The organism is Methylobacterium tardum (assembly GCF_023546765.1).
Classification (GTDB): domain Bacteria; phylum Pseudomonadota; class Alphaproteobacteria; order Rhizobiales; family Beijerinckiaceae; genus Methylobacterium; species Methylobacterium tardum.
Genome location: NZ_CP097484.1, coordinates 4933884 through 4960798, shown reverse-complemented (window position 1 = coordinate 4960798; position 26915 = coordinate 4933884). Strand labels below are relative to the sequence as shown.

Here is a 26915-nt window from a genome sequence, read left to right as displayed (position 1 = left end):
GGCCCGCCATGACCCAGACCTTCAGCTCCACCGGCCACGACACCTTCGTCGGCAGCCCGCGCAGCCGCATCGACGGGCCCGCCAAGGTCACCGGCCTCGCCAAGTACGCGGGCGAGTTCGCCGCCCCCGACCTCGCCTACGGCTACATCGTGTCGAGTGCGATCGCCAAGGGCCGGATCACCGCCATCGATTCCGCCGAGGCCGAGGCCGTGCCGGGCGTCCTGAAGGTGCTCACCCACGAGAACCGGCCGCGCACCGCGTGGCGGGACAAGAACTTCCAGGACCAGGTGGCGCCTCCCGGCTCGCCGTTCCGCGCCCTCTACGACGACCTGATCGTGTTCAGCGGCCAGCCCGTCGCCCTGGTGGTCGCCGAGGATTTCGAGACGGCGCGCTACGCCGCCTCCCTGGTCCGGGTCAGCTACGAGACCCAGGAGCCGGGCACCGATCTGAGGGCCCGGCGTGGCACCGCCTACCACCCGCCCTACAACCGCGAGGGCATCAAGCCGCCGCCGGAACCCTGGGGCGACGCCGACACGACGTTCGGCAGCGCGGCAATTCGCGTGCAGGGCGAATACAGCCTCGCCGACGAGCACCACAACCCGATGGAGCCGCACGCCTCGACGGTGGTGGTCGAGGAGGACGGCACCTACACGGTCTACGACAAGATCCAGGGCGTCTCGAACAGCCACCAGTATCTCGTCAACGTGTTCGGCCTGAAGCCCGATCAGGTGCGGGTGCTCAATCCCTATCTGGGCGGGGGCTTCGGCTCGGGCCTGCGCCCGCAATACCAGCTGTTCCTGGCGATGCTGGCCGCCCAAGAGCTGAAGCGCTCCGTGCGGGTCACCCTGGCCCGCGACCAGATGTGGAGCTTCACCTACCGGTCCGAGGCGCTGCAGACGATTGCGCTCGGCGCCGAGCCGGACGGCAGGCTGACGGCGCTCCGGCACGACGCCGTCCAGGGCACCTCGCAATACGAGGATTACCAGGAGGTCGTCGTCAACTGGTCGGGCGTTCTGTACAAATGTGACAACGTCGCCCTGGGCTACCGCCTGGTGAAGCTCGACACGCCGACCCCCGGCGACATGCGCGCCCCCGGCGCGGTGACCGGCGTCTTCGCCATCGAGACCGCGATGGACGAACTCGCCTACGCGACCAAGCTCGACCCGATCGCCCTGCGGCTGAAGAACTACGCCGAATCCGACGCCACCGCCGAGGGCAAGCCGTTCGGCTCGAAGGAGCTGCGGCGCTGCTTTGAGCTCGGCTCCGAGCGCTTCGGCTGGGCCAAGCGCAACCCCGAGCCCCGCTCCACCCGCGAGGGGCGGGAGCTGGTCGGCTGGGGCGTAGCCACCGGCATCTGGGAATCGATGATGATGCAGTCGAGTGCCATCGCGACCCTGACGCCGGACGGCCGCCTCACGGTGGGCAACTCCACCGGCGATATCGGTACCGGCACCTACACGATCCTGACGCAGATCGCCGCCGACACCCTCGGCCTGCCGATGGACGCGGTGACCACCAAGCTCGGCGACACCCGCCTGCCGGAAGCCCCGGTCGCGGGTGGATCCTGGACCGCGGCCTCCTCGGGCACCGCCGTGATGAAGGCTTGCCGCAACGTCGGCGCGCAGGTGTTCAAGCTCGCTCGCGCCATGGAGAACTCGCCCCTCGCCAACGTCGATTTCGACCGGGCGGTGTTCTCGGACGGGCGCATCTCGGTGGCGGGCGATCCGAGCCGCAGCGTCTCCCTGGTCGAGGTGCTGCAGGCGGCCGGCGTCGACAAGGTCGAGGCCGTCGAGGAGGCCGGGCCCGACAAGGACTTCAATCAGAAATACGAGGCCTACACCCACTCGGCGATCTTCGTGGAGGTGAAGGTCGACGAGGAACTGGGGCAGGTCCGGGTCACCCGGGTCGTCTCAGCGATCGCGGCCGGCAAGGTGCTGAACCCGAAGACCGCGCGCAGCCAGATCCTCGGCGGCGTGGTGATGGGGATCGGCTCGGCGCTGGAGGAGGAGTCGATGCTCGACCACCGCATCGGCCGGTTCATGAACCACAATCTCGGCGAGTACCACGTGCCGGTGAACGCCGACATCTACGACATCGACGTCATCTTCGTGGACGAGGAGGACAAGGCGAATCCGTTGGGCGTGAAGGGGCTCGGCGAGATCGGCATCGTCGGCGTCGCGGCGGCGATCACCAACGCGGTGTTCCACGCGACTGGCAAGCGGGTGCGCCACCTGCCGATCACCCCCGACAAGCTCCTGTGAACGGCAAATGTTTCACGGGAAACATTTACGGTCCGGCAAGGAGTCGGGTGAGGGGGAGCCGCGGCGCCGGGAATGCGGCGGCTCTTCTGCGTGACGCAGGATTCGCGCTGGTCGCACTCGGCTGCTCCGTCATCGCGAGCGTAGCGAAGCGACCCAGGGTGGTGCGACCTCGTTGAGTGTGGCGCTGCCCTGGATTGCCTCGCTGCGCTCTCAAGGACGATGATGCGACCGCGCGTTGCCTTGAGAACCGACACGGGATCCCGGTGAGCCACCTGCTGCAATCCTGGCGCTTCTGGGCGCTTGCCGCCGCCTGCTTCGCGGCGCTCACCGCGATCCTGGCCAAGGTCGGGGTCTCGGGCGTGCAGTCGGATGTCGCGACCCTGGTCCGCACCGCCGTGATCCTGGTCTTCGCCGGGGCGATCGTCGTCGGCTCCGGCCAGTCCGGCGGTCTCGCGCAGATCTCCGGCCGCAGCCTCGTCTTCCTGGTCCTGTCGGGCCTCGCCACCGGGGCGTCGTGGCTGTGCTACTTCCGGGCGCTGTCGCTTGGCGACGCCGCCCGGGTCGCGCCGCTCGACAAGCTCAGCGTCGTGTTGGTGGCGCTCCTCGGCGCCGGCCTGCTCGGCGAAACCCTGAGCCTCGCGGCTTGGGCGGGCGTCGCGCTGATCGCCGCCGGGGCCGCGCTCGTTGCCTCGGGCTGGTGAGGTGGAGCACCGATCCGTTAACCCGATCGGCGCATCCTGACGGTCCCTCGCATACAGGGGACCGCCATGGATTGGGTCTACCGCGGCTTCGAGACCTCGCTTCTCGGTCTCGCCCTCTGCCTCGGCTTCGCCGCCTGCCTGACGCTCGGCACCGAGCGGATGCCGCCCGGCACGCTCGCCGTCACCCTGCCGATGCTCACGGTGACCGCCCCGGCGCCCTGAGGCCGGGAGAGACCGGATCGCGATGGCGCCGGCTCAGGCGGTGCTGCGCGTGGCGGGAAACATGATGCTCCGGGCCTCTGCATCCATCTCGGCCTTGAATGCGTGGCGGCCCTTCAGCGCCTCGGCGGCCTGGGCGGCGGGCCGGGCATTGATCGTGTCGAGCAGGCGCTTCACGTTCGGCAGCGCCGCGAAGGCGGTCTCGCCCAGCACGAACGGCACCATCCGGGCCCAGCCCCACACCGCCATGTCGACGATCGTGTAGGTGTCGCCGAGCACGTAGGTGCGGTCGGCGAGCCGCTGGTCGAGGATGCCCCAGTGCCGGCGCGCCTCGAAGGTGTAGCGCTCGGTGGCGTAGGCGCCGCCGTCCTGCGCGAAGTGGCGGAAATGGACGCATTGGCCGGAGAACGGCCCGATGCCGGTCGCCACGAACATCAGCCAGGACAGCATCTCGCCGCGCACCGGCTCGCCCTCGGGCAGGAACTGGCCGGTCTTCCCGGCGAGGTAGAGCAGGATGGCGTTCGAATCGAACACCGTCACGTCGCCGTCGACGATCGCCGGCACCTTCCCGTTCGGGTTGATCGCCGTGTAGGCGGGGTCGAACTGCGCGCCCTGGCGGGTGTCCACCGGCACCGTCTCGTAGGGCAGGCCCATCTCCTCGAGGCAGAGGGCGACCTTCATGGGGTTGGGGCTGAGATTGTAGTAGAATCGAATCACGGGGCTCTCCCTGAACGACCCCGGCAGGATCGCCGGGGCCACGCTTGGCACAAGCCGCCGCCGCGCAAGGCGGCTATTCCGCCACGATCTTGTAGCTGCGGCCCGGGACCAGCTGCGCCCCCCGCTCCAGGCCGTTGAGCACGAGGAACCGGTCGAGCGCCCGGTCCGGCACCATCATGCGCCGGGCGAGGTCCTCGGCGCTGGTCGAGGTCGCCTGCACCACCTGCAGCCGCAGCGGGCGCAGGACCACCTCGTCGGGCGAGACGGCCACCAGGGTCGCGGTCCAGCGGCGGAAGGCCGGATCGGGGTCGGCCGCGCCCTTGGCGGCCATGATCATCCGGTAGGTCGAATCGCCGATCCGGATGGCCGCGAGGCGGAAGGTCCAGTCCTTCCCGCGCGACAGCGCGAAGGCCGTCGGGTGGCCGGCAACCTCCCGGGTCTCGAAGCCGGCCGGGTCGAAGGCGTCGTTCCAGCTCGCCTTCAGCACTGCGTCGAGGGGCTGCCCCTCCTTCGCGTCGATCTGGTCGAACAGCAGGCGGCGGCTGCCGTCCGGGATCGTGCCGAGCACGGCCGAGCGCGTGTTCTCCAGGGTGAAGCCCTCCGGCACCTCGAAGGCGATGCCGAGGCCGGGATGGATGAAGCGATGGCCGCGCACGGCACCGTCGCGCGGATTGTCGCCGTAGGCGAGCCCGTCCACGGCGGCGAGGTAGGACGCGCGGTCGTCGGTGCCGATGCCCGGCGCGCCGATGCGCCGAGCCGCCCGGGTGACCTGGGTGATGCGCTCGGCCGTCCCCGGATGGGTCGCCAGCATGTCGGGCTCGGTGGCGCTGCCCGCCTTCAGGCCGGTCGAGCGGTTGAGCGCGGTGAGGAACCGGCCGGCCGCGAACGGGTCGTAGCCGGCCTTGGCGAGGGTGCGCACGCCGGTGGCGTCCGCCTCCAGCTCCTGCTCGCGGGAGAAGCGCGCCAGCGCGAAGCGCGACTGGTGCTGCAGCTGGGCGCCGGTATCGGGATCGTTCAGCACGTCGACCACGACCCGGCTGACGAGGGCCGAGCGCAGCTCCAGCTCGCTCCGGGCCGTGGCGTGGCTGAGGGTCACGTGCGCCATCTCGTGGGCCAGCACGGCCGCCACCTCGGAGGTGTCGCTCGCCAACGCCACCAGCCCGCGGGTCGCGTAGAGCCGCCCGTTCGGCAGCGCGAAGGCGTTGACCACCGGCGAATCGAGGAGCGTGACCACGTAGGTCTGGTCGGGCCGGTCGCTCGCCTTCACGAGGCGATCGGTTACCTCGGTGAGCATCCGCGTCACGTTCGGGGCGCGCGCCTCACCGCCGAAGGAGGCCACCAGCTTGAGGTGGTCGGCATCCGCGACGCGCTCGCGGCCGGTGGTGCGCGGCGCCTCCGCGGGCACCCGCACGACGGCCGGCCGCACGGTCGCCTCCGTCTGGTCGGCCACGCAGGCGCCGAGCAGCGTGGCCAAGGCACAGAGTGCCACAGCGCCGAGCGGGACACGCCCCGCCCACCGAAATCGCTCCGTGATCCCGCCCATCGCGATCAGCGCCGCAGCCCCCGTTCCCCCTCCGGCCCGGCCTCCGGCCGGTCCGCCTCGTTCAGGACCTCGATGGCGTCGGCCGCGGCCTCCAGAATCGGAGCGCGCCAGACCTCCAGAACGCCGCGCACGCGCACGGACTGGCCCTCGAGCGAGGCCGCACTCAAACCACGGGCGCGCACCATTCGCCAAGTGCGTTTCGATACGGTGACCGTCAACGCGTCCGCGCCGCGGGCGCCGAAATCGAGATACGTCCGGGCGCCGCGCTCGCCGACATGGCGCACGCGGCCTTCCACGACGGCGAAGCGCCCCGACGCGATTCGGAGCGCCGCGCCGTCGGTCGCCGACAGGACGGGCCCGCGCCACAGGCCGAGCCCGCGCGCCCGCGCGGAAGCTTCCAGCAGGCGCAACGCCGGACGGCAGAGCAGATCGGCCTCGTTCGCGTCCGCGAAGGCGAGGCCCGCGGCGATGAGGCCGCCGGCCAGGTCGTCGTTATCCCCGACCTGGATGTCGGCCCGCTCCCGGCCCCAGCGGTCGGGCTCGCCGCGCGGGATGACGGTGAGACGGGCACCCCGACGCGCGTCGAGCCAGGCTTGCGCTTCCCCGGCGAGGTCGGACGCCTCCGGCCAGCGCAGGGAATCGAGGACCACGCGGGCGCCGGAAGCCAAGCGGATCTCCCCGCGCGGGCCGACGCCGTCCAGAACCTCCAACCGCGCCGGCCCTGCCAAGCACGCCGCGGTCCCCGTTCGGCCGGCCGCCCGGGCGGGCGCGGCAAGCGCCATCACGAGCGCCGCCATGACGAACGCCGTCGCCATCGGCGCCCGGTCCCGCCGCTCCGCTGGCCCTACCGTCCCGACCATCGAACCCCCCGGGCGCATCATGCCCCGGGACCGGCCGCTGTCCACCCGGCGCGGTTGGCCTGACGCGGGGAGGGTGCTATGGAAAAAGTGGTCGTCTCCGTAGCTCAGCTGGACAGAGCACAGGTTTCCTAAACAGGTCGAATTGGGCGTCGCGTCGGGAAACCGCGCGGCGGATCCGCTCAAAGTCGGGGAAAGCTTCAGGTACCGGCGCTGCGGCGTCCGGAGCCCTGCCGATCCCGAGCCAAGCCCGCGCGGCGCGCCTGCGTCCTTCGGGAAGGTGTAGAGACTAGACGGGCGGCACCTAACGGTCGGGCACAGGTCCGGCCCATGGTGAAGGGATAGTCCAGGCCACGAACGCGACCCCCGGGCCGCGGCGGCGAAAGTCGAAGTGGTATGAAACCTGGGGTCGCAGGTTCGAGCCCTGCCGGGGACACCAAGATTTTGCCCGCCTGCGTGGTGCGTCCTCGCGCGGCGCGCAAATCGTTCACCGTGTCGCGTGCCTCCCGGTGACAAGATCCTGGGCCCGCGCTAAGCTTTGCTGCCGGGAATCATGGCAGGGGGTGGACGAGCTCTTCATGGCGGGTCAGAAAACCGATCAGCGCGACGTCTATGTCGGGCAACGCATCGCCGAGCAGCGACGCAAGGCGTCCCTCACGCAACGTCGCGTCGCGCAGAGCTTCGGTATGTCTGCAGCTCAGCTCCAGAAGTACGAGAAGGGCACGAACCGAATCAGTGCCGTTCACCTCGACATCTTCTCCCGGATGACCGGCGTCCCGATGGATTACTTCTTCAAGGGCATGCCGCGGACCGACGACTTCATCGCGCCGGGTTTCGCCGAGCAGGAGCAGTCCACCCTGTCCGAAGGCGGACTGAAGCGGTTGGCCGAGGTCGTGGGCCGGCACATCACCGAGAACTTTTCCGAGGAAGCCCGGCGCGACGTCGCCGATGCCATCCGGACGCTGGAGTCCAAGCTCGGCGGTTGATTTCAACGGCTCAGCGGCGGACGGTTTTTAATCCATATCGTCCGTTTTAGCGGATCCGTTCGTTCGGTCATCTTGACCATGCTCGGGGCGGGTGCGAGAACCCCGGTCCCATGAAGGGTCAAACGCCGCAATCGCGACGGCGTACCTCTCGAGCCGAGGCCGTCCGATGCCGCGTTCCAACTACCTGTTCACCAGCGAGTCCGTCTCCGAGGGGCACCCGGACAAGGTCTGCGACAGGATCTCGGACACCGTGGTCGATGCCTATCTCTCGGCGATGCCGGAGGCGCGGCTCGGCGTCGAGACGCTCGCCACCACCAACCGCATCGTCATCGCCGGTGAGGTGCGCGGCCCCGACTCGGTGACCTTCAAGGATCTCGAGGCCCTGACCCGCGAGGCCGTGAAGGACATCGGCTACGAGCAGTCGGGCTTCCACTGGAAGAACAACGACGTCGCCATCCACCTGCACGCCCAGTCGGCCGACATCGCCCAGGGCGTGGATGCCGCCGGCAACAAGGACGAGGGCGCGGGCGACCAGGGCATCATGTTCGGCTACGCGGCCGACGAGACCCCCGAGCTGATGCCGGCGCCGATCTTCTACGCGCACAAGATCCTCAAGGACCTCGCCGACGCCCGCAAGGCGAAGCAGGGCGACGCCGCCAAGCTCGGTCCCGACGCTAAGAGCCAGGTCACGGTCCGCTACGAGAACGGCCGCCCGGTCGAGGTCACCCAGATCGTGCTCTCGACCCAGCACCTCGACGAGTCCCTGGACTCGGCCGACGTGCGCGCCATCGTCGAGCCCTACATCCGCAAGGCCCTGCCGCAGGGCTGGGTCAACGAAGGCACGGTCTGGCACGTCAACCCGACCGGCAAGTTCGTGATCGGCGGCCCGGACGGCGATGCCGGCCTCACCGGCCGCAAGATCATCGTCGACACCTACGGCGGTGCGGCCCCCCACGGCGGCGGCGCCTTCTCGGGCAAGGACCCGACCAAGGTCGACCGCTCGGCGGCCTATGCGGCGCGCTATCTCGCCAAGAACGTCGTCGCCGCGGGCCGGCCCGTCGCGCCACGATCCAGCTCGCCTACGCGATCGGCGTGTCGAAGCCGCTGTCGATCTATGTCGACCTGCACGGCACCGGCACGGTGGACGAGGCCAAGCTCGAGAGCGTCCTGATGGACGCCATCGACCTGTCGCCCCGCGGCATCCGCACGGCGCTCAGCCTCAACAAGCCGATCTACGCGCGCACCTCCGCCTACGGCCATTTCGGCCGCGCGCCGGAGGCCGATGGCGGCTTCTCCTGGGAGCGGACCGACCTCGCCGACAAGCTGAAGTCGGCCCTCGCCTGAGGGCAGCGCCGCGCTGCGTGAGCCTGGACCTGCGCGGCAGGTCCGGGTCCTTGGAGAACGAAGCGCCGGCTCGCGGCCGGCGTGACGCAGGTTCAGCGTAGGCGGGGCGTCCCGTCTCCGGGCGGCGCCAACAGCGCGGACAGCCACCTCGTCATCCCGGGGCCGCGCAGCGGAGCCCGGGATCCGGACGCGCCGATACGCCACGATCGGGCACGACCTGCGGGTCTGGGTTGCCCGGCTCCGGCGTGCCCCTCCGGGTCCGGGCTCACCTGTGGCGACCCCGGAACGACGGCGCGGGACGCCGTCCCGTGCCGCGGAGACGCTCGCTTCCGGATCTGAGATCCCTTCGACGTAACACCGTGCCCATGTCAGACATCCCTGGACGCTCGCCCGACACGGCCGAGGAGCCGGAGCGCGCCTTCTTCGGGCGGCGCAAGGGCAAGCGCCTGCGCGGCCAGCAGGAGCGTCGGCGGGCGGACCTGCTGCCGGCCCTGCGCATCGTCCTTCCGGAGAAGGACGCGCCGCTCGATCCGCGCACGCTCTTCCCGGCCCTGCCGAGCCCGCCGGACGCGGTCTGGCTGGAGATCGGCTTCGGCGGCGGCGAGCACCTCGCGGCCCAGGCCGCGGCGCATCCCGGCATCGGCTTCATCGGGGCCGAGCCGTTCGTCAACGGCGTGGTGAAGCTGCTCGCCGCCATCGAGGAGCGGGGTCTGCGCAACGTCCGCATCCGCGACGAGGATGTCACCGCCCTGCTGGCGCGCCTGCCGGATGCCAGCCTGGAGCGAGTCTACCTGCTCTATCCCGATCCCTGGCCCAAGCGGCGCCAGCGCAAGCGCCGGTTCGTCTCGGACGCGTCGCTCGCCGAGATCGGCCGCGTCCTGAAGGATGGCGGCCTGTTCCGCTTCGCCAGCGACATCGGCGACTACGCCGGCTGGACCCTGGCGAGGGCTGCGCGCTGCCCGGTCCTGACCTGGACCGCGCGGGGCGCGCCGGACTGGACGCAGCCCTTCCCGGGCTGGCCCGGGACGCGCTACGAGGCCAAGGCGCTGGAGGCGGGCCGGCGGCCGACCTACCTGGAATTTTCGCGGGTCCCGCGCTGAGTTCGTGCGGGCAGGTCGCCGCAGGCCTTGCGGGCGTGCCTTGCAACAGTCACGCTCGGACGCCATCCTGAAAGGCCGGTGCGGTCGACGACCGTGCCGGGGAGGGGGCGTATCGCCGACGGGACCGCGCCACGGCGCGTTCGAGGATCTTTCCGCGTGAACGAGACGGTGGGGCAGGGCCCGGCGCCGGGCGACCCGTATCGCACCGGCTTCGGCGAGGCCGCGATCGGCCTCGTCGTGCTATCGGCGGATGAGACCCTGATCGTGGCCGCCAACCGGGCCTTGCACGATCTCCTCGGCTGGGCGCCGGGCACGTTGGCCGGGCACGCGACGGCCGAGCTTCTGAACGAAGGACCCGGAGGCCTCCGCGACGGCCTGCAATTCTGGAGGCGCGCGGATGGCAGCGCCCTCGACGTCCGCGTCCGGCGCACCGGCACGACGCTCGTGGTCGAGCCCGTCGACGTGGATGCGGCGGCCCATTCCGAGGCGAACCGCGAGGCCCTCGCGGCCGCCGGCCTCGGGGAGTGGCGCTGGGACCGGGCGACGGGGCTTCTCACCCTGTCGCGGCGCGCCGCGCGGATCCTGGGCCGTCCGCCGGGACGCTCCGTGTCGTGGGCGGAACTGAAGACCGGCCTGTCGCAGGCGGAGCTCGTGCGCCTGAGCACGGTCGCCGCGGCGGCCGCCAAGAGCGGCGAGCCCTACCAGTTCGACACGCCGACGACGGTCGCCGGGCGGACGGTGATCCTGCGGGTGCGGGGCGAGGCCGTGCCGGGTCCCGATGGCGAGCCGGTCAGCATGGTCGGCGTCATCCAGGACATCACGACCCGGGTCGAGGCGCGGGACGAGATCCTGTCCCGCGACCAGCGCCTGCGCGTGGCGACGACGATCGCCAAGCTCGGCATCTTCGAGTGGCACATGCTCGAGGACCAGGCGATCTGGGAGAACGAGCACATGTACGAGATCTTCGGGCACGCGCCCGAGGACGGCACGATCGGCAAGAACGAATTCCTCAACGACATCCTCCACCCGGACGACCGCCCCGCGGTCCGCCGGGCGATCTCGCAGGCGCTGCGGGAGGACGGGGACCTGCACATCAGCGGGCGCATCCGGCGCAAGTCCGACGGGGCCTGGCGCCGGATCGACATGGCCGGCCGGTTCGAGCGCGACGCGCCCGGCCGGCTGCCGCGCCGCCTGATCGGCGTGGTCGCGGACGTGACGGACCGGCGCCTCGCCGAGGAGCGGCAGAGCCTCCTGATCCGCGAGCTGCACCACCGGGTGAAGAACACGCTGGCCACCGTGCAGGCGATCGTGGGCTCGACCGCGCGGACCGCGTCCAGCATCGAGAGCTTCTACGAGGCGTTCGTCGGGCGCATCAAATCCCTGGCCCACACCCATTCGGTCCTCACCGAGGCCACGTGGCAGACGGCCTCGCTCGAAAACCTCCTGCTCAACGAGCTGAAGCCCTATGCCGAGGTCGACTCGGACGGAGGCGCCGAGGGCCGCATCTCTCTGGAAGGGCCGGCCATCGATCTGCCGTCCGAGATCGCGGTGCCGATCGGGATGGCGATCCACGAACTCACCACCAACGCCGCGAAGTACGGGGCGCTCTCCAACCGCACCGGGCGGGTCGCGGTGGCTTGGTCGCTCGAGCCCGGCGGACCGGCCGGGATGCTGCGCTTCTCCTGGCGCGAGAGCGGCGGTCCGCCAGTCGAGCCGCCGAGCCGCCAGGGCTTCGGATCGCGCCTGCTGCACCGGGTCCTGATCGCGCAGGTCCAGGCCGAGGTGACGACCGACTACGCGCCCGGCGGCTTCTCTTTGACGATGCGGGCCCCGATCCCGCCGCGCAACGACAGCCTCAACCCGCTGGTCTGAGGGGCCTGCGGCCGGCCGTCAGGCGGCGCCCCGGGCCCCGGATTCGCCGCCGCCATCCACGAAGGCCTTCAGCTCGTCGAGCGACGCGAACGTGAAGCGTCCCCGCGGCGTCTCCGCCTCGATCGAGCCGTCCTCGAACATCACGTAGGTGTTGCCGCCCGAGGCATAGCGCCCGACGACGGTCCGCGTCTCCGGCTTCGGATCAGGCTCCGGAACCGTGTCGAGGCTCGGGCGCAGGGACGGCGGCTCGTCCTTGGGCTCCGGCGGCTCCTCGGGGGCGGCGAACAGATCGTCCTCGGGGGCGATCGCCCGCGCGGGTTGCGGCGCTTCCGGCTTGGACTCAGGCTCGGGCGCGATGGCCGGCTCATCGCGTGTGACGGGCGGCATCGGGAACAGCGGGGTCGGCTCGGGCTCGACAGGCTTCGGCGGCTCGGCCGCGAGCGGTACGGACGCCGGTGCGGCGATCTCGTCCGCCCGGAGTTCCAGGCTCGGCTCGATGCGCGGCCGCTCGGGATCGAACGGCGGCTCGACCACCGACGGCACGATGAAGGCCGGGGCGGCGGGCAGGACGGGCGGGAGCCGGGTCCGGCTGTCGTCCGCGGACGCGGCTCCGGCCGCGTCCCGACCCGCGGAGGTCGGGACCTGCCCGATCGCCCGCTCGACCCGCCGGAAGGCGAGGGCGAGCACGCCGAGCCCGAGCAGCACCGCACCCGAGGACGCCGCCACCGAGCCCGCGATCACCATCGCGAGGCCGCTCTCCAGACGGACATACGGGAAGCCTTGGATCACGGCGGCGCAGCCCCCGATGATCATGGCGGCGGCGAGCGCGAACAGCGCAGCGATCATGATACTCTCTGGCACGGGCCGGCTCACCGCCGGCGCTCAAAGCATGGCGCACAGTAAGGCCTAGCCGTCATATTGCAAAATTAAGCGGCGAAATTGTTCGGGATACCGGGCTATCTCGGTTGTCCGTGTGCGACCGCGGCGCACCCCGTCCCGTCGCGCCGATATCATCCCCGCGTCATCCCCGGAACTTCGCGCGCCGTCGGGCCGGAACGGCGTTGCCGTCTCGCGGCCCTCGACTTACCTAGCGGGCTCTCGACTCGGGAGCCCCGCCGGGGGCGAGACCGTCCCCAGCCAAGCGGAGAAGACGCGATGACCTTCACCCTGCCGGAACTGCCCTACGCGTACGATGCCCTCGGGCCGTACATGTCCAAGGAGACCCTCGAGTTTCACCACGACAAGCACCACAAGGCCTATGTCGATACGGGTAACAAGCTGCTCGAGGGCACGGATCTTCAGGGCAAGAGCGTCGAGGAGATCGTCAAGGCCGCCTACAACACCAATCAGCCGCTCTTCAACAACGCCGGCCAGCACTACAACCACATCCATTTCTGGCAGTGGATGAAGCCGAATGGCGGCGGCGCGATCCCGGGTGCGCTCGCCAAGAAGATCGACGAGGATCTCGGCGGCGCCGAGAAGTTCAAGGCGGACTTCATCCAGGCGGGCATCGGCCAGTTCGGCTCGGGCTGGGCCTGGCTCGCCGTCAAGGATGGCAAGCTCGCGATCATGAAGACCCCCAACGGCGAGAACCCGCTGGTGCACGGCGCGAAGCCGATCCTCGGCGTCGACGTGTGGGAGCACTCCTACTACATCGATTACCGCAATCGCCGGCCCGACTACCTCAAGGCGTTCATCGAGAACCTCGTGAACTGGGAGCACGTGGAGAAGATGTACGCCGAGGCGACCCGCTGAGGCGTTTTCCCGGTGCCGCGGGCTTTGTGTCCGCGGCACCCTTGAGGTGGCCGCTGAAACCGGCTCTTGATGCGCCCGACGCCGGATGACCCGGTGCAAAGGGTCCGGCCATTTCCCTTCCAGCGACATCCGCGACATTCCCGAGGCGCACCGCCCCGCCTCCGCGGTGGGAGACACCGTCCCGGCAGCGCGCGGAACCATGATCCGCTCCATCCTGTCCGTCGGCGGCTGGACGCTGGTCTCGCGCGTCACCGGCTTCGCCCGCGACGTGGTGATGGCCGCCGTGATGGGCGCCGGGCCCATGGCCGACGCCTTCGTGGTCGCGTTCCGGCTGCCGAACCATTTCCGCGCGATCTTCGGCGAGGGCGCGTTCAACACCGCCTTCGTGCCGGCCTATGCCGGCCTCGCCGAGGCGGGTGCCCCGGGGGACGCGCACCGCTTCGCCGACCGGGTCTTCACCCTGATGCTGATCGTGCAGCTCGTGCTGCTCAACCTCGCCCTGCCGGCGATGCCCTGGGTCGTCCATGCCCTGGCGCCGGGCTTCGCGGAGGATGGCGAGCGCTTCCAGCTCGCGGTGGCGCTGACCCGCATCACCTTCCCGTACCTGCTGTTCATGACGCTGGTGACGCTGCTGTCGGGCATCCTCAACGCCCACCGGCACTTCGCGGTGGCGGCGGGCGCCCCGGTCCTGCTCAACCTCGCCATGCTGGCGGCCTTGGGCCTGAGCTTCCTGTTCCCGAACGCCGCCTACGCGGCCGCCTGGGGCGTCGCCGTCTCGGGCGTGCTGCAGTTCGGCCTCCTGTGGTGGGGCTGCCGCCGGGTCCGCGTGATGCCGGATCTCGCCGTGCCGCGGCTCGACCCGGCGCTGAAACGCTTCTTCGCGGTGCTCGGGCCGGCCGTGATCGGCTCGGCCGGGTTCCAGATCGCGGCCTTCGCCGACACGATCATCGCGAGCTGGCTGCCGACCGGCGCGGTCTCGGCGCTCTACTACGCGGACCGGCTCTACCAGCTGCCCTTCGGCGTCATCGCCATCGCGGCCGGGACCGTGCTGCTGCCCGAAATGAGCCGCCGGATCGCCGCCGGCGACGTCGCCGGCGCCCACGCGGCACAGAACCGGGCGGCGGGCTTCTCGCTCGCCCTGTCGGCGCCGTTCACCGTGGCGTTCCTGACCATCCCGGGCCTGATCATGGCGGCCCTGTTCCAGCGCGGGGCGTTCAGCGCCGAGGATTCGGCCCGGGCCGCCGCGGTGCTGGCGGCCTACGGGTTCGCGCTCCCGGCCGTGGTGCTGGTGCGCAGCGCCGTGGCGAGCTTCTACGCCCGCCAGGACACCAAGACCCCGCTCTGGGCCTCGCTCACGGCGATCGGCGTCAACGTCGCGCTGAAGCTCTGGCTCACGGGCCCCTACGGCGTCACCGGCCGGCGCTCGCCACCGCGGTGAGCCAGTGGGTCAACCTGCTGCTGCTGCTCGTCCTGGCCAAGCGCCGGAACTGGACGGCGCCGGGACGCACCCTGGGCCTGACCGTCGCGGGTGTCCTGCTCGCCTGCCTGGGGCTCGCCGCTGTCGCCGTCTACGGCCAGGGGCTCGCCCAGGCCCTGGTGCCGGACCTGCCGCACGGACGGGAGATCGTGGTGCTCGCGGTGCTCGGAATGGCCGGCGCGGCGGTCTATGGCGGCCTGCTGGCGGGCCTGCTGCACCTGTTCGGCCTGCGCCTGCGCCGGGCCTGAGACGACCGGGCCGGGCTCGCCGCCGCGCGTCCCGGCCCCAGATCGGGCGAGAGCACCCAGTGAGGAACGCCATGACCGATGCCAGAGGACCGCTCGCGGGGGTGAAGGCCGCGGTGTTCGACGCCTACGGAACGCTGTTCGACGTGAATGCCGCGGTCCAGCGCTACGCGGAGGCGGTCGGGCCCGACGCGGTCCACCTCGCCGAGGTCTGGCGCAACAAGCAGCTGGAATACAGCTGGACCCTGTCGCTGATGGGCCGCTACGCCGCCTTCTGGGATCTCACCGTCCGGGCCCTCGATTACGCGCTGGCCGTCCACCCCCAGGTCGATCCCGGCCTGCGCGAGCGGCTGCTCGACGCCTACCGCGACCTCGACGCCTACCCGGAAGTCCCGGGCGTGCTGGCGGCCCTGCGCAAGCGCGGGATCCGCACCGCGGTGCTCACCAACGGCAACGCCGCCATGGTGGACCGGGCCGTGGCCTCGGCGGGCTTGGCCGACCATCTCGACGCGGTCCTGTCGGTGGACGACGCGCAGGTGTTCAAGACGCATCCCGATGCCTACCGGATCGCCCTGATCCGGCTCGCGGTGGGGGAGGGGGACGTGCTGTTCTGCTCCTCGAACCGGTGGGATGTGGCGGGCGCGGGCGCCTTCGGATTCCGGACCGCCTGGGTCAACCGACGGGGGCTGCCGGACGAGTACGCCGACCTCGCGCCCACGAACGTGGTCACGTCTCTCGACGGGCTGCTCTGAGGGGAGGGCGCGACCAAGTCCCCGACCTCGGGGCAAGCTGCAAGGGGTAGGACCGTCTTTGCGAGCGCAGCGAAGCAATCCAGCTGCGCCAGGCTCCGCGCTGTCGCGCTGCCTTGGGTTGCTTCGCTGCGCTCGCAAGGACGAGGCGGATAACGTCGCCGTCAGAGATCGCGCCGCGGCTTATCTGGTACACAATCGAATTGGACCGCTTCGCGGATTTTTAATCCTCCCGGTGTTGGATCATCCTCAACACGAACGGGAGATGTTTCGCGTGTCCTTGAACGGTTCCTTCACGATGATCCGCGCCGGGGCCGCCGCCCTCGCCGCCACCTTGGTGCTCGGGGCCGTCGCTCCGGCCACCGCCCGCGACCAGACGGGTGCCATCGTCGGCGGCCTCGCGGCCGGCGTCGTCGGCGGCGTGGTGGGCAGCGCCCTCGTCAACGGCGCCAACCCGCCGCCGCCCCCGCCGGAGTACCGCCCGCGCCGCGTCGTGGTCGAGGAGCCCGAGACCGTCGTGGTGCGCGAGCGCCGCGGTCCGATCTGCCACTACGAGCGCCGCAAGGAGTGGCTCGGAGACGGCGAGTTCACCTATCGCCGCGTCGAGGTCTGCGAGTAAGTCTCCGCCCCGTTTGCGCGATCGGCGCCGCGTCCCCCGGGGGCGCGGCGTCTCTCATTTCACCACCAGCCAATCCTCGACCACGAGGGCGTCGAGGCCGGAGGTGTAGAACATCAGGATCGCGTCCTCCGCGCCGTGGAGGATCGGCTTGCCCATGACGTTGAAGCTGGTGTTGAGCAGGATCGGCACGCCCGTGATCGCCGCGAAGGCCCCGATCAGCGCCGCGTAGGCCGGGTTGCGTTCCGCCGTGACGCTCTGGAGCCGGCCGGTGCCGTCTTCGTGGACCACGGCCGGCACCCGGGCGCGGACCGCCTGCCGCCAGACCAGGGTCCGCTCCATGTAGGGGCTGTCGGCGTAATCCTCGAACCAGTCCGGCCCGGCCTCGGCCAGGATCGACGGCGCGAACGGCCGGAACCCCTCCCGGTATTTCACCTTGGCGTTGAGCGCGTCCTTGGCGCCCTCCGGCCGCGGGTCGGCCAGGATCGAGCGGTTGCCGAGCGCGCGGGGCCCGAACTCGGCCCGGCCCTGCACCCAGCCGACGAGACCGCCCGCGGCCAGGATCCGCGCCGCCGCGCGGGTCGCCTCCGCGTGGCCGACGCGCTTGGCCCGCGGCTCCTGCTCGGCGAGCCGCTCCATCGGCGCCGTGGAGACCCGCGAGCCGAGATAGGGCGTGAGCGGCCGGGCGGCGGGCGGCGGACCGGCCGAGCCCGGATTGTCCTCCGCGTAGGCGAGCCACGCCGCGCCGACCGCGTTGCCGTCGTCGGCCGGGGCCGAGGGGACGTGCAGCCGGGTGAACCCGGACCGGCCGAGCACCCGGCCGTTATAGGACGAGTTCAGACCGCAGCCGCCGGCGATCACGAGATTCTCGGACGGCGCCAGGGCGTGCGCCTCGGCCACCAGCGCGTCCATCAAAGTCGCAAAAAGGTCCTGGCCGCAGCGGGCGAGGTCCGCCCATCCGTTCTCCAGGGCGTCGGCGGGGCGGCGGGCGCAGATCTCCGCGGCCACCGCCCGGATCGTGTCCGCGTCGGCGTAGCGCAGGCGGTGCCCCTCGACCGTGCAGAGCCGGCCGAGCAGCGCCGCGAGGTCCGGATCGGCGCGGCCGTAGGGGGCGAGCCCCATGATCTTCCACTCCTCGCCCTTCACCTGGTCGAAGCCGGCGAGGTCGGTGATCAGCCCGTACAGGAAGCCCAGCGAGCCGCGCCCGCGGTGGCGGCGCAGCTCGGTGATCTGGCCATCCTGCAACCGGTAGATCGCCGACGCGCCGGTCTCGCCCATGCCGTCGACCACCAGGGCGGTGGCGTCGTCGAACGGGCTGCCCCAGAGGCCGTAGGCGGCGTGGCAGAGATGGTGCGGGTAGCGCCGCTGCCCGGCGATCGTCGCGCGCGGCGCCGCGCCGGTGATGCGGGCCTCTTGGTTGAGGGCCAGCAGGGTGCCGTGGCCGGCTCGCTCCTGCGCGCCGTGGAGGTCGGCGATGAACACCCGCTCGGCCTGCTCGGGCACGAAGGAGCGGTTGAGCGCCATGGTGTGGGCGGCGAGCGCCATCAGGTCGAAGGCGCCGGCGCCGGCTTGGCCCCGCAGGAAGTCGCTGAATTGCGGGCCCCAGGTCGAGGCAATGACGAGCTCGGAGCCTGGCGGGACGTGGTCCTTCAGCAGCGACGCCATCCGGATGGGGGCGTCCGGCTCGCAGTTCGGCGCTCGCTTGTACTGGAGGATGCGCTCGGCGGCCTCGGCGAAGAGCAGCGTGCCGTCGGGCCCGACCAGGGCGAGGGCAGGATCGTGGAAGGTGGTGGCGAGGCCGAGATAGAAGCGCATGCGCAAGCGGGGTAGCGCATTTTTGCCCGCAGCGGACCCCGGAGCTGATCGACACCGGCATCGCGCGCGTCGGCGAAGCGACCCAGGGCAGCGCGCGATCTCTGGATGTGGTGAGTCCCTGGATTGCTTCGCTCCGCTCGCAAGGACGAGCGGCGCTTCAGGCCGCGGGGATGCGCGGCTTGGCCAGCAGCAGGATCGCCGCGCCGACGAGCCCCGACAGGGCCGAGCCGGCGAGCACGCCGAGCTTCACGGCGGTCTCGTGCTGCGGATCCGCGAAGGCGAGGCCGCCGATGAACAGGCTCATGGTGAAGCCGATGCCGCACAAAACCGCGACGCCGTAGACCTGACCCCAGCCGGCCCCGGCCGGGCGCGTGGCCAGCCCGAGCGCGACGGCCAGCCGCAGGCTGGCGAACACCCCGGTCTGCTTGCCCAGGAACAGGCCCGCCGCGATGCCCAGGGTCACAGGCTGGAGCAGGGCGTCGGGCGTCAGGCCGGCGAGGTCCACGCCCGCATTGGCGAAGCCGAAGATCGGCACCACCCCGTAGGTGATCCAGGGCGCGAGGGCGTGCTCGAGGCGATGGAGCGGCGAGTGCGCGTGCTCCGGCTTGCCGGGACTGACCCGGATGGGGATCGTGAGCGCCAGCAGCACGCCCGCGATCGTGGCGTGGATCCCGGAGCGCAGCACGAGGACCCAGAGCACGAGGCCGAGGAGCCCGTAGGCCGGAAGCCGTGCGACGCCGGCCCGGTTCAGGCCGTAGAGGCCGGCGAGCACGAGGGCGGCGAGGCCCAGCATCGTGGCATCGAGCCCCGAGCTGTAGAACAGCGCGATCACCACCACGGCGCCGAGATCGTCTACGATGGCGACCGCGCTGAGGAAGATCTTCAGGGACACCGGTACGCGGGACCCGAGAAGCGCCAGGACACCCAGCGCGAAGGCGATGTCGGTCGCCGCCGGGATCGCCCAGCCCCGCAGGGTCGGGGCGCCGAGATTGGCCAGCGCGTAGAACCCGGCCGGCACCGCCATGCCGCCGAGCGCCGCGAAGCCCGGCAGGACCCGGTCGGGCAGGTGCGCAGCCGCCCGTCGAGCGCCTCGCGCTTGATCTCCAGCCCGACCAGCAGGAAGAAGCCGGCCATCAGGCCGTCGTTGATCCAGTGCTGCACGCTCATCGGCCCGAGTTCGGCGTGGAGGGCGTGCGCGTAGGTCCCGGCGAAGGAGCCGTTGGCGACCACTAGCGCCAGGGCCGCCGCCGCCATCAGGATCAAGCCGCCCGCAGCCTCGCTGGCGAGCATCGTGCGGATGGCCGAGAGCGGGCGCGGGCGCCGCTTCGGGAGCGCGCGGCCGGAAGGCTGGGGCGATGTCATCGGCGGGGGCTTGCCGCGCATCCTGAGCTGGTACAAGCCCCCGGGCCCGAAACCCTTACGACGTCCGCCCAAGGGCCGCGCGGATCAGCGCCAGCCCGTCCGGGCTCGACCACGCGGCCGGCCCCTTCATCACTCCGATGGTGCAGCCCTGGGCGTCGATCAGCATCGTGGTCGGCAGGCCGGGCGATTGGGTGTCGCGCTGGATCGCCGGCAGGACGCGCCCACCGGGATCGGCATAGAAGGCGAGGTCGCGGATGCCGGCCTGCTTGAGCCATTCCGGCGGCTTCTCAAGGTTGCGGGTGTCGACGTTGATCGCCACCACGGCGAAATCCGGTCCGCCGAGCTGCGCCTGAAGATGGGCGAGGGCCGGCATCTCGGCCTTGCACGGGGCGCACCACGTCGCCCAGAGATTCACGAGGAGCAGCCGGCCCTTCAGGTCCGCGAGCCCGGTCTCGGCGCCGTCCGGGCCCTTGAACCGGATGTCGGGCGCGGGCCGGGCCTGCGGCGGCGCCTGCATGGCGGCGACCTCGCCCTTGGATGCCGCGTCGACCCGGGCCAAAGCCGGCTTGGCGGCGGCGCAGGGCTGGAGGGCGCCGCCCGTGTTGCCGGGCACGAGACCGCTCCCGTATAGGGCGAGCCCAAGGACGGCGAGCGCGGCGACGCCCGCGCCGGCCAGGATGGGTGTGCGGCCGGGCATCAGCTTTGCCTGCCGGGGCGTTCAGGGCGCGGAAGGATCGACATGAGCAACCGGATGTGGGGCGGCCGCTTCGCGAGCGGCCCGGCGGAGATCATGGAGGAGATCAACGCCTCCATCGGATTCGACAAGCGCCTCGCGCCCCAGGATATCCGCGGCTCGCTGGCGCATGTGGCGATGCTCGGCCAAGCCGGCATCCTGCCGGCGGAGGATGTGGCTGCAATCGAGGCCGGGCTCAAGTCCGTGCGCGACGAGATCGAAGCCGGCACCTTCACGTTCAAGCGCGAGCTTGAGGACATCCACATGTCCGTCGAGAGCCGGCTGACCGAGATCGTCGGCCCGGCCGCCGGCCGCCTGCACACGGCGCGCTCGCGCAACGACCAGGTCGCCACCGACATGAAGCTCTGGGTGCGCGACACCCTCGACTCCCTCGACCAGCAGGCCGCCGACCTGCAGCGCGCCCTCAGCCAGACGGCGCTCAAGCACGCCGACACCGTGATGCCGGGCTTCACCCATCTGCAATCGGCCCAGCCGGTCACCTTCGGCCACCATTGCCTCGCCTATGTCGAGATGCTGGCCCGCGACCGCGGCCGATTCCGCGACGCGCGGGCGCGGCTCAACGAGTGCCCGCTCGGCGCCGCGGCGCTGGCCGGCACCTCCTTCCCGATCGACCGGCACGCCACCGCGGCGGCGCTCGGTTTCGACCGGCCGACCGCCAACTCGCTCGATTCGGTCGCCGACCGCGACTTCGCCCTGGAGGCGCTCGCGGCGGCCTCGATCTGCGCCGTGCACCTGTCGCGCTTCGCCGAGGAGCTGGTGGTCTGGACCTCGGCCCAGTTCAACTTCGTGCGCCTGTCCGACGGCTTCACCACCGGCTCGTCGATCATGCCGCAGAAGCGCAACCCCGACGCCGCCGAGCTGGTGCGCGCCAAGTCCGGCCGGATCATCGGCGCGCTGACCGGCCTGCTGATCGTCATGAAGGGCCTGCCGCTCGCCTATTCGAAGGACATGCAGGAGGACAAGGAGGGCACGTTCGATGCCCTCCAGGCCCTGTCCCTGTGCCTCGCCGCCCTGACCGGCATGGTGCAGGATCTGGAGCCCAACGCCGAGGTGCTCGCCCAGGCCGCCGGCTCCGGCTACGCCACCGCCACCGACCTCGCCGACTGGCTGGTGCGCGAGCTCGGCCTGCCGTTCCGGCAGGCGCATCACGTCACCGGCCGCCTCGTGGGCGCAGCCTCCGCCAAGGGCGTGGGACTCGAAGAGCTGTCGCTGGCCGAGATGCAGGAGGCGGAGCCGCGCATCACCGACGCGGTCTACGCTGTGCTCGGCGTCGCGAACTCGGTGGCGAGCCGCACCAGCTACGGCGGCACCGCGCCCGAGAACGTCCGGGCGCAGGCGCAGGGCTGGATCGAGCGGCTGGCCTGACCGGATCCGGTCTTCGGCAACCGTCGGTCAGAGCGGCTGATCGGTGCGGAGGGCCCGGGATGATCGCCGGCCCGCCAGCTGCTCCATCGCGCCGAGCAGCGCCTCGGCCGCTTCGAGAAGCCGGTGGGCCATACATGGGACGCTCTCGTCCTCCGCGCTGCCCGACCCGCGCGTGACCGGGCTGCCGGGCACCGGCTCGCGATCCGCCGGCTGGGACAACGCGGCTTCACCCGCCGCCTCCCGCGGATCCAGCCTGTCCGCGCTGGGATCACCCTCTGCCGCAGCGGCCTGCGTCGCGTCGGACACCGCCGCCTCGGCCTCGCCGACCAGAGTCGCGGGCGCCGCGCCGCCTTCGGCACGGGTCCGCGCGGCGGCCTTGGCCAGGGCCGGCGAGACGAAGTCCGGCGCGGCCTCCGCGACGGCGTAGTCCTGCGCGGCGTCGGCGATCTGGCGGGCCAGCACGACCAGCTCCCGGGCAATACGCTCGGCCGCCTTGCGGTCGCCCGCCGCTCGCGCGGCCTGAGCCTCCGCGCGGAGCCGCACCAGCTTCCGCTCCGCTTCCTGGAGCAGACGGGCCGCCATGTCGCGGATGCCGGTCGGCGCCACGGCCAGGGCGGATGCCGGTCGGCGCCACGGCCAGGGACGCCAGCAGGCTCTCCATCTCGGCTCGCCTGGCAGAGCGTAACGGCCCCGACGCGGCGCTGGCCGGACCGGCCAGCGCCGCCGTCGCCCCCGCGACGGAAGCGTGGGCGGGCGCCTGAGCGCGCTGAATCAACGAAACCGACAGAACGCCGTTCACGATTCCCACCATCGCGGCCCTACCGCTTCGACGAGCGGCCTCCATGTCGATCGCCAGACTCACGAGGCATCGAGCCAGAAATGTGATCCGGATCGCGCCCTGCGGTAAGCTTTATGTCCAGTCTTAAAAGATTTCATTCCGCGATTTGGGGCGAATGCCTGGTCGAAATATCCGGACAGAACTGATGCGCGGGGATGCTCGACCAACTGCTTTCTGGCCGTCGGGAGTTAATTCTGATCTCTGCGACGTGCCGTGAGATTGGCGATCAAGTCCATCCTGTGACGAGTCGACGGGCCCGCGTCCTTCCGCGCCCGGCCCCAGCCCGACCCACTTACCCACAGGGCATCACCGGAATTGTGCATCGCAACCATCGCCCGACCCGCGCGTTCAGCCTCTGGCTAAGTCTGTTCAGCTAGAAGCTTCGCCGTTTGGATCGGAGTTCGCAGGATGCCTGTCGAGAGTTGGCTGAACCCGGAGGACGTGCCGGATTTCGCGGCGCATGCCACGGCCATGGTCGATGCCGCTTTGACGGGTTCGGGCCTGTCGCGTGAGTCCTACTGGGCCGCCGTGCGCAAGGGCTACAACACCCCCTACAACGATCCGCCCCGCAAGGAGGCCGCGCCGACGCGTGTCGTCCCCGCGCAGCCGAACGCGATCCCCGGGCCCATCGCGGCCGCCGTGGAACCGGTGGCCGTGCCGGCCGCCGTGATCGCCGCCCGGGCCGCGGAAGCCCGCGCGCTCTGAACACTGGAAGACGCGTCGCCATCTTGCCGACGCTTTACGCAAGCTTCACTAATCCCGATCCCCGGTGCGGTTCCTGACGGAGCCGCCCGTCGTCAGGAAGTGAAGATGGTCCGCGTCTCCCGCTTGCTCCCGGTCGGAGCCCTCACCCTGCTCGCATCCGGGTTCGCCGCCGGTCTCACCGGCGGGCTCGTCGGCGGCGCCGCCCTGACGGTGACAGCCGCACAGGCCCAGGAGGCCGCGCCCGATGCGGCGGCGTCCGGCGAGGCCACCTCCGGACGGCGGGGGCGCCGGCACGGCCGCGAGCGGCCGAAGCGGGCCGAGAAGTCCACGGCGACGCCGCCGGGGATGCAGCAGGCGACGCCGGTGGCGATCTTCGGCGATTGGAACGTGTTCGTGAACGGCGACGGCCGCAACAAGCTCTGCTACGCCATCGCCCAGCCCCAGACCCGCTCGCCCAAGACCCTGAAGCGCGACACCGCCTACCTGTTCGTGAGCGTGCGCAAGGGCGAGAACGTGCAGAACGAGGTGGCGGTGATGCTGGGCTTCCCGTCGAAGCCGGCGGCGTCCCAGGTCAAGCCCGGCTCGGCCGCCGCCCCCACCGACCCAAGCCTGAATCTCGGCGCCAGCCGCTACGGCCTGGTGGTGAAGGACGGGAACGCCTGGCTGCAGAACCCGGCCGAGGAGGCGCGGGTCGTCTCGGAGATGAGTGCCCGCAACCCGAAGCTCATCATCAAGACCACCTCCATGCGGGGGAGCCCGACGAGCGACGAGTACGCGCTCGGCGGGTTCTCGGAGGCGATGAAGCGCACCCGCGAGGAGTGCAGCAAGTAGCCGCCGCTCAGGCGTGCCGGAGACGCGGCTGATCCCGCCGCGCCGCCGTCCGGGACCGGGTGCTCACGCGCGCCCGGGCCGCGCGGGCGGCCTGCTCGGCGGTGCGGAACACGGCCCCGTCGAGACCGTCGAAATCGCGCGCGGATGAGAAGAACCGCACGCCGCGCCCCTCGGGGACGGCGATCCCGGCGGTGATCTCGCCGATCTCGATCACCCGGGCGGGTTCGGCGGCGTCGAGGCGGTTTTCGGGCCTGAGGCGGTCTTCGAGCCTGAGGTCTGCGTGGAGACTTTGCATGGGGTGGACACTCCCTGGGCCGGCGTGACGCCTGGTCGGATCGCGATGCGGGCTGCGGATCGTCGGCGGTCTAGCGTCGACAGCGCCGGCGATCGGCGCGGGAGCCCTGCGCGTTCGGGAGCGGGTTACGAAGGAAACGAGGTCGGCTCGTCATCGGATGTCCTCCAGACTGAAGGACCGCGCGGCACGGGGCCGTCGCAGTGCTTTAGCGTTTGATGACGCGGCGCAAGCTACGCTTCTCAAATCACCGCGGCCGGAGCGGGAGCGGGCTCTCCTCCGGCGCCCTCGAAGATGGAGGTGCGGCCGCGGGACGTCAACGGAACGGGTTTCCGATTTTGCGGTCGCGCTTGGCAGGAAGCCGGTGCTGTTTGCGTCCCCCGGAGGTGAGACCGTTCAGGGGCCGCCGATCACCGCGGCGAGGTCGGAGAAATCCGAGAAGATGGGTGTGGCCCCGGCGCGCACGAGATCGCTGCCGGCCGGATCGTGCCCCCAATGGCCGCCGCCGGTGAAGCCCGCGACCCGCATGCCGGCGCTCCTCGCGGCCGTGACCCCGGGGACGCTGTCCTCGATCACGAGGCAGGCAGCGGGTTCGGCGCCCATACGCTCGGCGGCGAACAGGAACAGGTCGGGGAACGGCTTGCCCCGCGCCACCTGCGCCGAGGAGAAGACGTGGTCGCCGAACAGCGGCAGCAATCCGGTCAGGCCCAGGGAGTGGCGCAGGCGGACCGGGTCGCTGCTCGACGCCACGCAGACCGGAAGGCCCAGGCCGGAGACCGCCGAGGCGACGCCGCGCATCGCCTTCAGCTCGGTGTCGAACAGGGCCAGCGTCTCGGCCTTGACCGCGTCGGACGAAGCCCGGCGGTGCCGTGATGCCGTAATCCGCCGCGATATGCGCCATGATCGAGGCCATGGAGGTGCCCGTGAAGCGCGCCCGCACGGTGGCGAGATCGATCGCCACGCCGATGCGGTTGAGGCCCGCCGTCAGGCAGGCCAGGCTCAGCGGCTCGCTGTCGACCAGAACGCCGTCGCAATCGAAGATCACGAGGCTGAGATTCGTCGCGCGCGTGTTCAATCCGACCGTCCCCGCACGGCCTTCCGCCGCCGGCCGACCCTGTGGCACGCGCTCACCGGACCAGCAACCGCGTGGCCGCGGCGCTTGCACCGGGCGTCCGAGACCCATACTCCCGTGACGGGCGCCTTCCGGGGCGCGCAGGCAAAGCTCACCGGCAAGGCTCCGAAGGCCCCGCGATGTTCCGCTTCCTGGCCCGCGTCCTGGGCTTTCTTCTGATGGCCGGCGGCTTCGTCGCGTTGGTGTATGACGGCGCCCGCTCGATCGCCAATAACGGCCTGCGGGTGACGCCGCTCTCCGACGTGATCGCCACTCTGTTCAAGGACAAGGCCGGTGCCCTGCAGGGCAGTGTCGAGGGGGCGGCGCCCTGGCTCTGGCATATCCTCGGCCTGCCGCTCACCCTGGCGCCGGTCTCGCTGATCGGGCTCGGCCTCGGCGCGGTGCTGCTCTGGCTCGGCCAGCCGGGCCGGGAGCCGATCGGCTTCCTGACGAAGCCCTGATCGCGCGCGGCGCCGGGTTCTAGCGCGCGGCGAGCTTCGCCCGGGCTTCCGCGAGCTCGCCCTCCAGCCGCTCGATCTCGGCGGTGAGCGCGTAATGCTCGCTGACGTCGAGCTGCGAGGCGAAGAAGTAGACGACCTTGCCGTCCGCATCCCGCACCGGCCCGACATACAGGGCATTGTGGAAGGTCGAGCCGTCCTTGCGGTAGTTGAGCAGGTCGACCCGGATGTCGACCTCCTGCCGGACCGCGTCGCGGATCCGGTCGATCGCCGCCGGATTGGTCTCCGGTCCCTGAAGAAAGCGGCAATTGCGGCCGAGCACCTCGAACCGCGTATAGCCGGTGAGCTTCAGGAAGGCGTTGTTCACGAAGACGATCGGGTTGTCGTACTGACTCGGATCCGTGACGATCATCGGCATCCGGGTCGCACGCACGGCCGCGGCGAACGGGTCACCCCGATGCGCGTCCGCCTTCAGCTCGTCCGGCACGTGGCTCGTGGCGGTTCCGCCCGTCTCCATCCGGCTCAGCCCCTCTCAGCCCGATGCGCTTAGGCCCGCAGGCCGCGCTCTTGCCCCGCTACAAGCCGTAAATTGCAGACGAGGTCCAGTCCCTCGGCCAGGTTTCGCGTCGACCAAGACGAGAAGCTCGCCCAACCGGGGAAATTTCGGCCACTTCTGATTGAAACTTGGCTCGGGCAGTGCGTCGGTGATCCTGCCCTTGCGGGCATCCGGGATGCCGGGCCCGCCGCCTGGCCTCACGGGCCCGTGGCGGGCCGCGGCTTCATGCCGGGTGCTGCGGGCGTGAGGAAGTTGCCCCCCAGCTGGGGCGTGCTGTTGGGGCTTCGGAGCACGATCAGCACGCTGCCCAGCACGGAGAGGGCGACGGCGACGGCGAAGAGGAGGAAGAGCCAGCGGGGCATGAAGGGGCGTTAGCACATCGCCGC

At 71.2% G+C, this 26915-nt stretch carries 23 protein-coding genes and 4 pseudogenes; 15 read left to right on the top strand and 12 right to left on the bottom strand.

The features are described from left to right. Positions 1-8: 8 nt before the first annotated feature. From M6G65_RS23760 to M6G65_RS23750, 3 genes are all read left to right on the top strand, one after another. Positions 9-2261 carry a xanthine dehydrogenase family protein molybdopterin-binding subunit gene (locus M6G65_RS23760; RefSeq protein WP_238196919.1) on the top strand — a complete coding sequence of 751 codons (2253 nt, stop codon included), beginning with the start codon at positions 9-11 and terminating at the stop codon, positions 2259-2261. 263 nt (positions 2262-2524) lie between these two features. After that, entirely contained in the window at positions 2525-2962 is a 438-nt protein-coding gene (locus tag M6G65_RS23755; protein WP_238196920.1) for an EamA family transporter, read from the top strand. A gap of 66 nt (positions 2963-3028) precedes the next feature. Beyond that, positions 3029-3184, top strand: a complete 156-nt coding sequence (locus M6G65_RS23750) for a hypothetical protein (protein ID WP_238196921.1) — start codon at positions 3029-3031, stop codon at positions 3182-3184. A 33-nt stretch (positions 3185-3217) separates the two neighbouring features. Here the strand turns inward: M6G65_RS23750 and M6G65_RS23745 are convergent, their stop codons facing one another. From M6G65_RS23745 to M6G65_RS23735, 3 genes are all read right to left on the bottom strand, one after another. After that, the gene (locus M6G65_RS23745; protein WP_238196922.1) at positions 3218-3898 is read right to left on the bottom strand and encodes a glutathione S-transferase family protein; all 681 of its coding nucleotides are present in this window, start codon (positions 3896-3898) and stop codon (positions 3218-3220) included. A gap of 73 nt (positions 3899-3971) precedes the next feature. Beyond that, positions 3972-5441: a M48 family metalloprotease gene (locus tag M6G65_RS23740; RefSeq protein ID WP_238196923.1), complete on the bottom strand. Its 1470-nt coding sequence runs from the start codon at positions 5439-5441 to the stop codon at positions 3972-3974. Between the two features lie 5 nt (positions 5442-5446). Further along, positions 5447-6256, bottom strand: a complete 810-nt coding sequence (locus tag M6G65_RS23735; protein ID WP_238196924.1) for a thermonuclease family protein — start codon at positions 6254-6256, stop codon at positions 5447-5449. Positions 6257-6876: 620 nt separating this feature from the next. Between M6G65_RS23735 and M6G65_RS23730 the strand changes: the two genes are divergently transcribed. The 4 genes and pseudogenes from M6G65_RS23730 (at position 6877) to M6G65_RS23715 (ending at position 11600) form a co-directional block, all read left to right on the top strand. Beyond that, entirely contained in the window at positions 6877-7284 is a 408-nt protein-coding gene (locus tag M6G65_RS23730) for a helix-turn-helix domain-containing protein (protein ID WP_238196993.1), read from the top strand. Positions 7285-7450: 166 nt separating this feature from the next. Beyond that, positions 7451-8628: pseudogene (gene metK, locus M6G65_RS23725) on the top strand (methionine adenosyltransferase). A 365-nt stretch (positions 8629-8993) separates the two neighbouring features. Then, positions 8994-9728, top strand: coding sequence for a tRNA (guanine(46)-N(7))-methyltransferase TrmB (gene trmB, locus M6G65_RS23720; protein WP_250104279.1), 735 nt, complete (start codon positions 8994-8996; stop codon positions 9726-9728). 156 nt (positions 9729-9884) lie between these two features. Next, positions 9885-11600, top strand: coding sequence for a sensor histidine kinase (locus M6G65_RS23715; RefSeq protein WP_250102955.1), 1716 nt, complete (start codon positions 9885-9887; stop codon positions 11598-11600). Positions 11601-11618: 18 nt separating this feature from the next. Here the strand turns inward: M6G65_RS23715 and M6G65_RS23710 are convergent, their stop codons facing one another. Further along, positions 11619-12446: a hypothetical protein gene (locus tag M6G65_RS23710; protein WP_238196927.1), complete on the bottom strand. Its 828-nt coding sequence runs from the start codon at positions 12444-12446 to the stop codon at positions 11619-11621. 309 nt (positions 12447-12755) lie between these two features. Between M6G65_RS23710 and M6G65_RS23705 the strand changes: the two genes are divergently transcribed. The 4 genes and pseudogenes from M6G65_RS23705 (at position 12756) to M6G65_RS23690 (ending at position 16445) form a co-directional block, all read left to right on the top strand. Next, on the top strand, positions 12756-13355 hold the full coding sequence (locus M6G65_RS23705; RefSeq protein WP_238196928.1) for a superoxide dismutase: 600 nt from the start codon (positions 12756-12758) through the stop codon (positions 13353-13355). Positions 13356-13554: 199 nt separating this feature from the next. After that, a pseudogene (murJ, locus tag M6G65_RS23700) lies at positions 13555-15080 on the top strand (murein biosynthesis integral membrane protein MurJ). Between the two features lie 71 nt (positions 15081-15151). After that, on the top strand, positions 15152-15829 hold the full coding sequence (locus tag M6G65_RS23695) for a haloacid dehalogenase type II (RefSeq protein ID WP_238196930.1): 678 nt from the start codon (positions 15152-15154) through the stop codon (positions 15827-15829). A 262-nt stretch (positions 15830-16091) separates the two neighbouring features. After that, the gene (locus tag M6G65_RS23690) at positions 16092-16445 is read left to right on the top strand and encodes a hypothetical protein (RefSeq protein ID WP_192710773.1); all 354 of its coding nucleotides are present in this window, start codon (positions 16092-16094) and stop codon (positions 16443-16445) included. Positions 16446-16499: 54 nt separating this feature from the next. Here the strand turns inward: M6G65_RS23690 and M6G65_RS23685 are convergent, their stop codons facing one another. From M6G65_RS23685 to tlpA, 3 genes and pseudogenes are all read right to left on the bottom strand, one after another. Further along, positions 16500-18257: a carbamoyltransferase family protein gene (locus M6G65_RS23685; RefSeq protein WP_238196994.1), complete on the bottom strand. Its 1758-nt coding sequence runs from the start codon at positions 18255-18257 to the stop codon at positions 16500-16502. 157 nt (positions 18258-18414) lie between these two features. Continuing rightward, positions 18415-19619 (bottom strand): annotated as a pseudogene (nhaA, locus tag M6G65_RS23680) (Na+/H+ antiporter NhaA). Between the two features lie 55 nt (positions 19620-19674). Continuing rightward, positions 19675-20316 (bottom strand): thiol:disulfide interchange protein TlpA, encoded by a 642-nt coding sequence (gene tlpA / locus M6G65_RS23675; protein WP_238196932.1) that lies wholly within the window; start codon positions 20314-20316, stop codon positions 19675-19677. Between the two features lie 42 nt (positions 20317-20358). Between tlpA and argH the strand changes: the two genes are divergently transcribed. After that, a complete protein-coding gene (argH, locus tag M6G65_RS23670) occupies positions 20359-21738 on the top strand; it encodes an argininosuccinate lyase (RefSeq protein ID WP_238196933.1) in 1380 nt (459 codons plus the stop codon). Positions 21739-21765: 27 nt separating this feature from the next. Here the strand turns inward: argH and M6G65_RS23665 are convergent, their stop codons facing one another. Then, positions 21766-22344, bottom strand: coding sequence for a hypothetical protein (locus M6G65_RS23665; RefSeq protein ID WP_250102954.1), 579 nt, complete (start codon positions 22342-22344; stop codon positions 21766-21768). A 640-nt stretch (positions 22345-22984) separates the two neighbouring features. Here M6G65_RS23665 and M6G65_RS23660 point away from each other — a divergent pair. Both M6G65_RS23660 and M6G65_RS23655 read left to right on the top strand, forming a co-directional pair. Then, positions 22985-23281, top strand: coding sequence for a hypothetical protein (locus tag M6G65_RS23660; protein ID WP_238196935.1), 297 nt, complete (start codon positions 22985-22987; stop codon positions 23279-23281). Positions 23282-23386: 105 nt separating this feature from the next. Beyond that, a complete protein-coding gene (locus tag M6G65_RS23655) occupies positions 23387-24112 on the top strand; it encodes an invasion associated locus b family protein (protein WP_238196936.1) in 726 nt (241 codons plus the stop codon). Positions 24113-24119: 7 nt separating this feature from the next. Here the strand turns inward: M6G65_RS23655 and M6G65_RS23650 are convergent, their stop codons facing one another. Both M6G65_RS23650 and M6G65_RS23645 read right to left on the bottom strand, forming a co-directional pair. Further along, a complete protein-coding gene (locus M6G65_RS23650; RefSeq protein ID WP_238196937.1) occupies positions 24120-24407 on the bottom strand; it encodes a hypothetical protein in 288 nt (95 codons plus the stop codon). A gap of 393 nt (positions 24408-24800) precedes the next feature. After that, positions 24801-25479: pseudogene (locus M6G65_RS23645) on the bottom strand (HAD family hydrolase). A gap of 176 nt (positions 25480-25655) precedes the next feature. Between M6G65_RS23645 and M6G65_RS23640 the strand changes: the two are divergent. Continuing rightward, positions 25656-25976, top strand: coding sequence for a PetM family of cytochrome b6f complex subunit 7 (locus M6G65_RS23640; RefSeq protein ID WP_192710783.1), 321 nt, complete (start codon positions 25656-25658; stop codon positions 25974-25976). A 19-nt stretch (positions 25977-25995) separates the two neighbouring features. Here M6G65_RS23640 and M6G65_RS23635 read toward each other — a convergent pair whose 3' ends face one another. Then, positions 25996-26490, bottom strand: coding sequence for a PAS domain-containing protein (locus M6G65_RS23635; RefSeq protein ID WP_283214865.1), 495 nt, complete (start codon positions 26488-26490; stop codon positions 25996-25998). A 236-nt stretch (positions 26491-26726) separates the two neighbouring features. Continuing rightward, entirely contained in the window at positions 26727-26891 is a 165-nt protein-coding gene (locus M6G65_RS23630; protein WP_250102953.1) for a hypothetical protein, read from the bottom strand. Positions 26892-26915: the final 24 nt, after the last annotated feature.

What these genes read in the sequence shown, in the direction of transcription:
- M6G65_RS23760 (WP_238196919.1), top strand. Translation starts at nt 9, where the DNA reads ATGACCCAGACCTTCAGCTCCACCGGCCACGACACCTTCGTCGGCAGC.
- M6G65_RS23750 (WP_238196921.1), top strand. Translation starts at nt 3,029, where the DNA reads ATGGATTGGGTCTACCGCGGCTTCGAGACCTCGCTTCTCGGTCTCGCC.
- M6G65_RS23740 (WP_238196923.1), bottom strand. Translation starts at nt 5,441, where the DNA reads ATGGGCGGGATCACGGAGCGATTTCGGTGGGCGGGGCGTGTCCCGCTC.
- M6G65_RS23735 (WP_238196924.1), bottom strand. Translation starts at nt 6,256, where the DNA reads ATGGCGACGGCGTTCGTCATGGCGGCGCTCGTGATGGCGCTTGCCGCG.
- M6G65_RS23730 (WP_238196993.1), top strand. Translation starts at nt 6,877, where the DNA reads ATGGCGGGTCAGAAAACCGATCAGCGCGACGTCTATGTCGGGCAACGC.
- trmB (WP_250104279.1), top strand. Translation starts at nt 8,994, where the DNA reads ATGTCAGACATCCCTGGACGCTCGCCCGACACGGCCGAGGAGCCGGAG.
- M6G65_RS23710 (WP_238196927.1), bottom strand. Translation starts at nt 12,446, where the DNA reads ATGATCGCTGCGCTGTTCGCGCTCGCCGCCGCCATGATCATCGGGGGC.
- M6G65_RS23705 (WP_238196928.1), top strand. Translation starts at nt 12,756, where the DNA reads ATGACCTTCACCCTGCCGGAACTGCCCTACGCGTACGATGCCCTCGGG.
- M6G65_RS23695 (WP_238196930.1), top strand. Translation starts at nt 15,152, where the DNA reads ATGACCGATGCCAGAGGACCGCTCGCGGGGGTGAAGGCCGCGGTGTTC.
- M6G65_RS23690 (WP_192710773.1), top strand. Translation starts at nt 16,092, where the DNA reads ATGTTTCGCGTGTCCTTGAACGGTTCCTTCACGATGATCCGCGCCGGG.
- M6G65_RS23685 (WP_238196994.1), bottom strand. Translation starts at nt 18,257, where the DNA reads ATGCGCTTCTATCTCGGCCTCGCCACCACCTTCCACGATCCTGCCCTC.
- tlpA (WP_238196932.1), bottom strand. Translation starts at nt 20,316, where the DNA reads ATGCCCGGCCGCACACCCATCCTGGCCGGCGCGGGCGTCGCCGCGCTC.
- argH (WP_238196933.1), top strand. Translation starts at nt 20,359, where the DNA reads ATGAGCAACCGGATGTGGGGCGGCCGCTTCGCGAGCGGCCCGGCGGAG.
- M6G65_RS23660 (WP_238196935.1), top strand. Translation starts at nt 22,985, where the DNA reads ATGCCTGTCGAGAGTTGGCTGAACCCGGAGGACGTGCCGGATTTCGCG.
- M6G65_RS23655 (WP_238196936.1), top strand. Translation starts at nt 23,387, where the DNA reads ATGGTCCGCGTCTCCCGCTTGCTCCCGGTCGGAGCCCTCACCCTGCTC.
- M6G65_RS23650 (WP_238196937.1), bottom strand. Translation starts at nt 24,407, where the DNA reads ATGCAAAGTCTCCACGCAGACCTCAGGCTCGAAGACCGCCTCAGGCCC.
- M6G65_RS23640 (WP_192710783.1), top strand. Translation starts at nt 25,656, where the DNA reads ATGTTCCGCTTCCTGGCCCGCGTCCTGGGCTTTCTTCTGATGGCCGGC.
- M6G65_RS23635 (WP_283214865.1), bottom strand. Translation starts at nt 26,490, where the DNA reads ATGGAGACGGGCGGAACCGCCACGAGCCACGTGCCGGACGAGCTGAAG.
- M6G65_RS23630 (WP_250102953.1), bottom strand. Translation starts at nt 26,891, where the DNA reads ATGCCCCGCTGGCTCTTCCTCCTCTTCGCCGTCGCCGTCGCCCTCTCC.